At 34.2% G+C, this 7,820-nt stretch carries 9 protein-coding genes and 1 pseudogene; 4 read left to right on the forward strand and 6 right to left on the reverse strand.

The genetic code is table 11. The annotated features are described in order from the left end of the window. Nucleotides 1–133: 133 nt before the first annotated feature. Nucleotides 134–634: a hypothetical protein gene (locus PR767_RS02745; protein ID WP_042851567.1), complete on the reverse strand. Its 501-nt coding sequence runs from the start codon at nt 632–634 to the stop codon at nt 134–136. A 464-nt stretch (nt 635–1,098) separates the two neighbouring features. On the opposite strand from PR767_RS02745, the gene PR767_RS02750 reads away from it, so the two are divergent. The 3 genes from PR767_RS02750 to aes all read left to right on the forward strand — a co-directional run bounded on the left by PR767_RS02750 (nt 1,099) and on the right by aes (nt 3,433). Beyond that, nucleotides 1,099–1,566: a DUF1097 domain-containing protein gene (locus tag PR767_RS02750; RefSeq protein ID WP_272519849.1), complete on the forward strand. Its 468-nt coding sequence runs from the start codon at nt 1,099–1,101 to the stop codon at nt 1,564–1,566. A 551-nt stretch (nt 1,567–2,117) separates the two neighbouring features. Next, nucleotides 2,118–2,249, forward strand: a complete 132-nt coding sequence (locus PR767_RS02755; RefSeq protein ID WP_004909948.1) for an entericidin A/B family lipoprotein — start codon at nt 2,118–2,120, stop codon at nt 2,247–2,249. A gap of 218 nt (nt 2,250–2,467) precedes the next feature. Further along, nucleotides 2,468–3,433: an acetyl esterase gene (aes, locus tag PR767_RS02760; protein WP_210783509.1), complete on the forward strand. Its 966-nt coding sequence runs from the start codon at nt 2,468–2,470 to the stop codon at nt 3,431–3,433. A 92-nt stretch (nt 3,434–3,525) separates the two neighbouring features. Here the strand turns inward: aes and cspE are convergent, their stop codons facing one another. Beyond that, nucleotides 3,526–3,738 carry a transcription antiterminator/RNA stability regulator CspE gene (cspE, locus tag PR767_RS02765; protein WP_004909940.1) on the reverse strand — a complete coding sequence of 71 codons (213 nt, stop codon included), beginning with the start codon at nt 3,736–3,738 and terminating at the stop codon, nt 3,526–3,528. A 1,162-nt stretch (nt 3,739–4,900) separates the two neighbouring features. Between cspE and uraH the strand changes: the two genes are divergently transcribed. Then, on the forward strand, nt 4,901–5,311 hold the full coding sequence (gene uraH, locus PR767_RS02770; protein WP_109911174.1) for a hydroxyisourate hydrolase: 411 nt from the start codon (nt 4,901–4,903) through the stop codon (nt 5,309–5,311). Between the two features lie 85 nt (nt 5,312–5,396). Here uraH and PR767_RS02775 read toward each other — a convergent pair whose 3' ends face one another. From PR767_RS02775 to PR767_RS02790, 4 genes and pseudogenes are all read right to left on the reverse strand, one after another. Further along, entirely contained in the window at nt 5,397–5,957 is a 561-nt protein-coding gene (locus tag PR767_RS02775) for a DedA family protein (protein ID WP_004909929.1), read from the reverse strand. Between the two features lie 199 nt (nt 5,958–6,156). After that, a complete protein-coding gene (locus PR767_RS02780) occupies nt 6,157–6,423 on the reverse strand; it encodes a helix-turn-helix domain-containing protein (RefSeq protein ID WP_004909925.1) in 267 nt (88 codons plus the stop codon). A gap of 657 nt (nt 6,424–7,080) precedes the next feature. Continuing rightward, a pseudogene (locus PR767_RS02785) lies at nt 7,081–7,533 on the reverse strand (terminase small subunit). 141 nt (nt 7,534–7,674) lie between these two features. Further along, on the reverse strand, nt 7,675–7,820 hold a 146-nt coding region (locus PR767_RS02790), incomplete at its 5' end, for a lipocalin family protein (RefSeq protein WP_196719012.1).

Consider the following 7,820-nt stretch of genomic DNA (forward strand, 5'->3'; position numbering starts at 1 on the left):
TCTTCAACCTATATTGTTCTTATCATTTTTATAAATTATTTATAAGCCTTAACCAATAGTACCAATGATATATTGGTACTATTTATATTCGCCACGCAAATTAATATCAACATTAACTGGCTTTAAATTAAGCTTAATCTTGGCTGTAAGTGATAATGGCAATTGGTGTAGGGTTAATGGTAACCCAAAGATTAGACATGCCACTACGAGTTTGAGATGACTCACTCACTTTGTGACAGCTAGTCTCTGATTGGCATTTAGTGAGAATGTCACTAGCGACTTGTGAGCTAAACCCTTGCTTTGTCAAATAGCCCATTTCATTTTCTAGCTTCTGTTGGAAGTCCAAAAAATCCGGTTTTGGCGAGGCATAATCCTCAACCCCAACAAGTGTGGTAGCCACTTGAATGAGCGTACCACCATCAAAAGTGAGTTGGTTTTCATAGCTCCAATCATTAAATGGCTTTTGCTGCCCAAAAGTACAAACTGTTTTACTACCACTTGCTTGGCATTTCCCCGCCTTAATAAAACTGATGCTATCAATGCTTTGCCCCCAGTTTAAGCCAAATGGTGCAGTCGATGTGCTATCACACCCTACCAATAACAGTGCAGTAGCACCAGCTATCATCCATTTCATACCCTTACCTCACAAGTCAATTTTCTTCATGCTACAGCGAGGAGTCGCTAAATTAAAGTAAAAAAGCCATCAACTATTCACACACTCAAAATTAATCTTTAAATTATACATTATTTATTTAACGTTAAATTTACAGATAATTATTTATTATCAATAAGATAAAATTAAAACATATAAATTATCGGATACTCATTGCCAGATTTACCTTAGCTCTATACAATGCTTTTCTTTACACGGCCCCAGAGTCACTGCAATTACAAATAACTATCCTATTATTAGTCAGTTACCCCTCTAGCCATACCTAAAACTCCCTAGATGGTGTTCGAATAAAAGATAGCTGAATCGTTAAAGCTTAACTCTAGAATAAATTGGCTTTGCAGCTAATGGGCTTAGTAACCAAGCGATAGGCTATAGCATTCATCGTCCGTATTATTAACAAACAACCATAACGTAAAGTGCATATTGTGAAATTACTATTTTGTCTTTCTTTAACAACCGCCATTCTTTCTGGTATATGGGCTTGGGTTGCTGATAGTTTAGGGCTAATCGGCTGGGCAGGCTTTTTAGACTGTACAGCCTATTTTGCTTATCCTAAAGATGGGATAAAAGGTCTGGGTATTACCGCATTAACCGTCTGTAGTGGTGTGGTTTGGGGCTTAGTGATCCTGCACAGCGGTGACTACCTGAAGCAGTTACCTCACTTTGTAGGGTACTTCGTTACTGGTATTGTTGCCTTTTTGATGTGTATACAAGCTAAAAAACAGTGGCTTTCTTATATACCCGGCACGTTTGTCGGCACCTGTACTATTTTTGCGGCAGAAGGTGTTTGGTTGGTCACTATTCAATCACTATTAATTGGTGTGCTATTTGGTTTCGCAATGAAAAAAAGTGGGCTTTGGTTATTTGAAAAGTTCTCACTGGGTAAAAACTAAAAAAAACCGCCTATATGGCGGTTTAAATAAATCAATGAAACCAAGGGAATTTCAAACAGATTCGATATTACATTAAAATTCTCTTACGACAATATATAACATTTTGATTTAACTTGTGATTAATTAAAAAATCGACTAAGTATTATTACATAAGCTCACAAATATAATAACGATGAATTTGTTAACAAAATGATAAAATTCCATCATGGAATATCCATTTAGATTAATAAAGTTTATGTAACTGGTCTAATATCAGTCGCATTCATGTTTACTAACATAAGGATATAGTGGAATTCGGATTTTTCTGTATCTTTCTTTTCTCTAAAATAGTTAAAACTATTTATCATTTATTGCTATAATTCTCTTTTTATTTATTAATTTATAGCCTTATACTTCATTAAAATGAAAAATCAAAGCATAATAAACTGATAATTTTTATATTATCAAATCGCAACATACGTCAGCTCAAAAAACACTCATTTATCCTTCTGCTATACTTATACGTGAAATGTCTTATAACCCGTAAGTGAGTTTAACCAAAGGAAGAAGATATGATTAAAAAAATTTGTTTTTTGGCCTGTTCATTAGCTGTAGTATTCTCTTTAAGCGCATGCAACACCACTCAGGGTGTTGGTGAAGACATAGAAGCCGGTGGAGAAGCCATACAAAGAGCTGCTAAATAATTGTTAACTGACATCATCGTTAAATATTAACTTTCCCACCTAAAACTCACATATATTTCAAACGGTGATGATCTCACCGTTTGAGATATAAATTAAAATACCTATAAATTCTCAAGCCTTATAATTTAAAAATACAGAACCTTTTAATATTGGTTAGCAGGATCACAACTTAATTATGCCCCCCTTTTACAATGGAAACATCTAGCTAGGAGAGCATAATGAACAAAAAAAATAAAATTAATGTGTTAGACCTTATTTCACCAGAGATGCAATCTGTAATGCGATTTTATGCAGAAAATCCATCTCCTGCCCCCCTTGACGCCACTTATAATGGTATGCGACAAGCGTATATTGAAGATAGAAAATATTGGAATTCAGAAGCGCCAACGATGCACTCCATTCACGATATTCAAGTTCCAACTAAATATGGCAATATTTTGACGCGCATATTTCAGCCGATTGAATCCCCATCAGCCACCTTGTTTTATCTCCATGGCGGTGGGTTTATTTTAGGTAATTTACAGACTCACGAACGTATTATGCACTTACTGGCACTATATTCGGGCTGTACAGTTATTGGAGTTGATTATTCGTTATCCCCTGAAGCACGCTACCCTCAAGCAATTGAGGAAATATCCATGGTTTATCAGTACTATCAGCAAAATGCTGAACAATATAATATCAATATGCAACAAACTGGCTTTGCCGGTGACTCAGCTGGCGCGATGTTATCTCTTGCTTCTGTACTTTGGTTACGTGATAACGTGATAGAATGTGCCAATATAAAAGCTGTTTTATTGTGGTATGGGCTGTATGGTTTGCAGGATTCAATAAGCCGACGGCTATATGGTGGAGAATGGGATGGGTTACAAAAACAAGATTTAGAAGATTATGATAATGCCTATCTTGGTGAAGCTGGCGATAGAGAGGCGCCATATTATTGCTTATTCAATAATGATTTAACCTACGGTATTCCACCTTGTTATATTGCCAGTGCTGAGTTTGACCCACTATTAGATGATAGTTTGGCTTTATTCCGAACGCTAGATGCCAATGATATACCTTGTGAATATAAAATGTACCCAGGAACTTTGCACGCCTTCTTACATTATTCACGCATGATGCAAATATCAGACGAGGCGATTCGTGATGGTGCTAATTATTTTATCAAACAACTTTTATAATATTAACTCTGTATTTATTGAAAATAGCAGGCTATAAAACGAAAAAACCTCGCATTTAGCGAGGTTTTTGAATGCTTAGCGATTCGTTATCGTTATTTAGCGATAACGTTAGCTGCTGCTGGGCCTTTAGCACCATTTTCGATGCTGAATGAAACTTGTTGGCCTTCTGCTAATGATTTGAAGTTATCACTTTGAATTGCAGAAAAGTGAACAAATACATCTTTGCTGCCGTCTGCAGGAGTGATAAAACCAAAACCTTTATCATCGTTAAACCATTTTACTGTACCAGTCATTGTATTAGACATAGAATTTCCTTTAATTTTTTAAAATTGCCATAAGGCATGTTGCGGTTTGTTCTTGTGGTACTTATGGGAATTAATTAGAAGGAATTCGCAATGAAGTGGTATCTGAGATAGCGCTTAATGGTGAACATCTTAAAACTGACTAACATAAATAGGCCTGTACTTCCAAACCAGTGAGCATATTAAGCCACACTTAGAACCAAATGGCAAATTTTATTTTCGCGTCGATTTTATAAACAAATAGTTTGCTGTTTATCTTAATCTTAACCCAAAAGTTCTTACGTCCTCGGGTTTAGTATCTATCAAAAACGCCGTAATCCGGTCTTTCACCTCTCATCACAGCTCGCTGTTGCTCATGTACAGCCTCTCTATCAGCTCTTTTTTGTTCAGATGAACGGGCGTCTTTATGTGGCTTAGGCCAGGTTGACTTATTGGGCTCAAAAGAAGGTGTAAATGTACAACCTGTCACTAAAAAGAGGCAAAAAAGCGAAGAGATTAATTTCATAATGATCTACTTGGGTAATTATTGACAATAGAAAAACCTAGCAAAATTAAATATCGATAACAACCTTAAATATCCTATGTGAATGTTGAAAACATTAAGGATTGGCGGCTTAATCCTATTTAAATGAATAATAGGTAATAGAAACGACTATAAAAAAGTATCAATCAACTGACTGATTTATTCCATAATATAAAAAGCAGCCATTTATAGCGGCCTCGCCATACTAGATGTCTATATATTTACATTATAATCATCGAATTCTTTAATTATCTCATCAGCTATCTGCTCAAAAAAACTACTTATATTTATATTAAGGATCCTTAGTACTGATACCAACATATGGTATCAATTTTATTAACACCTCGTACATCGCGATACAATTATTGATCACTTTTACAGCCGCTCAATCTTGCAAACTCACTTGCGGTATATCCAGCATTGCGCCTTAATATTTTAATTTTCTTTCCTATTAATGTTGGCACAGTGCTTTCAGTCTTCATACAAAGACTCCAGTCGAAATCGATAAACTTACTATTTTTAATCTATCTACCATTAACTAATGTAATGAAGTTTAGATTAAAAAAATGTAATCAAACTGTAAGGCTAACCATTAGCCTCCATTGATAAAGTATCCTCAATATATCAATAGAGGATATCTAAATGAAAAAAAAACTACTTTTAGTATTCATTCCTTTTATTTTAACTCCAGCAACTTCAATAGCGTCAAATAATATTTTAAGTGTTCATATTCTTAATCAGCAAACAGGGAAGCCAGCCCCTAATGTTGAGGTTACATTAGAGAAAAAACAGGGAAACAATTGGGTACTCATAAACACAGAAAAAACAAGTAATGATGGCAGAATTAAATCTATCTTACCTGACAGCCCTGAGAAGCCTTCTATAGGAGACTATAGAGTGATTTTTAAAACTGGTGAGTATTTTAAGCAACAAGGTAAACACAGTTTTTTCCCTGAAATCCCCGTTGAATTTCAAATAGATAATTTAGATGAACATTACCATATCCCCTTGCTTTTAAGCCAATATGGTTATTCAACATATAGAGGGAATTAACTCTTTTCAGCTTATAAACCAATGCAGTATTAATCAGGTATTGATACTGCATTCGCATAATATAATTACAAGTAACTATCTCGTATTATTTCCGCATTTTTTGCAATAGATGTTTTCTCCAAAAAATTAGCAATAACAAAAATATACCTACAGCTATTAGCATACTTATTGAAAAATGAGTTGGTAGTGAAAGAACTAGTTTACTAATAAAATATCCTGCAGAAACTATCAAAGCTCCCCAAATTGCGCCACCGATAATATTTAATATAAAAAATTTAAATGGACTTACATCACTAGCACCGATAATAATAGGTCCTATTGTCCTTAACCCATAAGCAAAGCGAATACCTATAACAACCCAATTCTCATTTTTTTGAATATATTCTTGCGCATATACTATTTTATCTTTTTGACTATGTAGTTTGGGTAAAATTTGTGCTCCAAAATAACGGCCTATAAAAAACAATACATTATCACTAACAATCCCACCTAAAGAGGCGGCTATAACTACTTGAGGGTAAGAAAGTAATTGATTATGTGCTGCTATGCCCGATAAGAAAGCTACTGTTTCTCCCTCAATCATGGAACCCAGAAACACAGCTAAGTATCCATATTCAATTATCCAGTGAGATAGAGCCTCCGACATATTATGATTGACCTTTATTATGACGTTTAACAATAGCTATAAATATCATGTAATTAATTCAATTGCGAGAATTAAATAAATACACTATATACTAGTATAGTAATCACTTTATCGCTCCTCCCTATATAGTAAAAACCAACCGTTTACAGTTGGTTTTTGCTATATAACTCAAGCGAAAGCAAGTTTCATCGAAATAAACTTAGTTTATATCTCCGCTACATGCAATTATAGTTTTATACTCATCCAAATTACTAAAAAAACTTTCAATATCAACATTCAATACCTTTAATATAGCTACTGTCTCCGCTATTCCTATCTTATCAATTTCATATTCATAACGATATAGTTGCTGCTCACTCTCTATTCCCGCCATTCTAGATAGCTCGAATACTGATAACCTAGCTTTTATCCTTAATTGACGAAGACTGCAAGCAATATGATTAGAAATCGAATTTTGGTTATCCATTAAATATCTCCTATTATTAATTAGTATTTACATAAAAAGCCTTGAAGGTAGTGACCTGTTTTATGGACTAATTAATAATATATGGAAACATTTAATTTATATCGTATGCTGTAAGTATTAAAAATTTCATTACTAAATTTCTGACTCTACCTTTTGCATACTCTTTAGCCTGTTTATTTAGTAAGTAATTGAATACCAAAATTGGAAAACTCACATAATTAGATAATGTTCTAAATATACCAACCACTCAAGCTGACACATGAGTTTTTTCCTTACGGTGATTGATTAAATCCATTTTCACAAACTTTAAATTCATCACTCAATTTCCCCCAGTTTTCAGGTGCGCCACTACCTTCATAAGTCCATAATGAATTAGCTTGCGATGAAAAAGTGAAAGCAGCCAAAATACATAATATTATCTTATTGTAATATATGTGATAATAACTCGAGTTATTAATTTGAGTTTCAAAACTACACTTTGATTCACACAAATAGCATTAGGATTCACCCCATTAATTCAGCAAAAAGCACTCCTTATCAAAAACAAACCATACAACACTCTGTTATAATCAAAATACCACCCAAAAGTTAACCTAAATCTCCAAATCCATTTCCACTTCGTCCGCTAATTGCTCTGCTTCTAGCTTAGCGAGTCTCTCAGCTTTTCCGTTCAATTTGCTCTTTAAATGCCTGAATTTTGACATTCTTACCTAAGAGCTCATGATTTTTAATCTTTATCAGGCCATTTGATTTTCATGAGAATAGTTTCTTTGGTGCTCTCATCGTAGTCACGGATTGTCGTAGAGATATCAAAACCTGATAATGTTGTCCGCCATGATTTAGGCCAACTGCTTATTGGTTTTAGCTTCCCACCATCATTGACAATATCTGATACATCCATTTGGTCAATTTCGACAAAGCGGTTAAAAACATAATCAGCATTTATTTCGACACGTTCATTCCTATTTAATTTAAGTCTTTAATTCTATTTTGAATGTTAACATTTATTAACAGTCGGCTTGATTTTACGTTTGCAGTTTTATCGCTGTATCCTGCACGAATAGCCTCCTGTGTAGTGTTTAAATCGCTGAGGTACTCGCGACAAAACATTTCTTATCTGTCGGTAAGCGCCATATTATGCCTATAACTTTGCTTAAGAGGATATAGGTAATAATGTCAAATAAGAAACCCGCACTTGGCGGGTCATATATTTCACTTGTTAAACTTCTCATTTTTAATAAAGAATAGGTTCTACTGGAATATCAATATTCTTTGCCTATCAAAACCATGGTTACTTGCAAAACTAAGGTATTCATTTAATAACTCTGGTGGCATAGTTGGAGTACGCGATAGTACCCATAGATAATCTTTATTAGGTCCAACAACTAATGAATACT

Origin of the sequence: Providencia sp. PROV223, assembly GCF_028479245.1 — a bacterium.
In the GTDB taxonomy this organism is placed as follows: Bacteria; Pseudomonadota; Gammaproteobacteria; order Enterobacterales; family Enterobacteriaceae; genus Providencia; species Providencia rettgeri.

Coding starts and splice junctions, on each gene's coding strand:
- aes (WP_210783509.1), top strand. CDS start 2,468: ATGAACAAAAAAAATAAAATTAATGTGTTAGACCTTATTTCACCAGAG.
- PR767_RS02780 (WP_004909925.1), bottom strand. CDS start 6,423: ATGGATAACCAAAATTCGATTTCTAATCATATTGCTTGCAGTCTTCGT.
- cspE (WP_004909940.1), bottom strand. CDS start 3,738: ATGTCTAATACAATGACTGGTACAGTAAAATGGTTTAACGATGATAAA.
- PR767_RS02775 (WP_004909929.1), bottom strand. CDS start 5,957: ATGTCGGAGGCTCTATCTCACTGGATAATTGAATATGGATACTTAGCT.
- PR767_RS02745 (WP_042851567.1), bottom strand. CDS start 634: ATGAAATGGATGATAGCTGGTGCTACTGCACTGTTATTGGTAGGGTGT.
- uraH (WP_109911174.1), top strand. CDS start 4,901: ATGAAAAAAAAACTACTTTTAGTATTCATTCCTTTTATTTTAACTCCA.
- PR767_RS02755 (WP_004909948.1), top strand. CDS start 2,118: ATGATTAAAAAAATTTGTTTTTTGGCCTGTTCATTAGCTGTAGTATTC.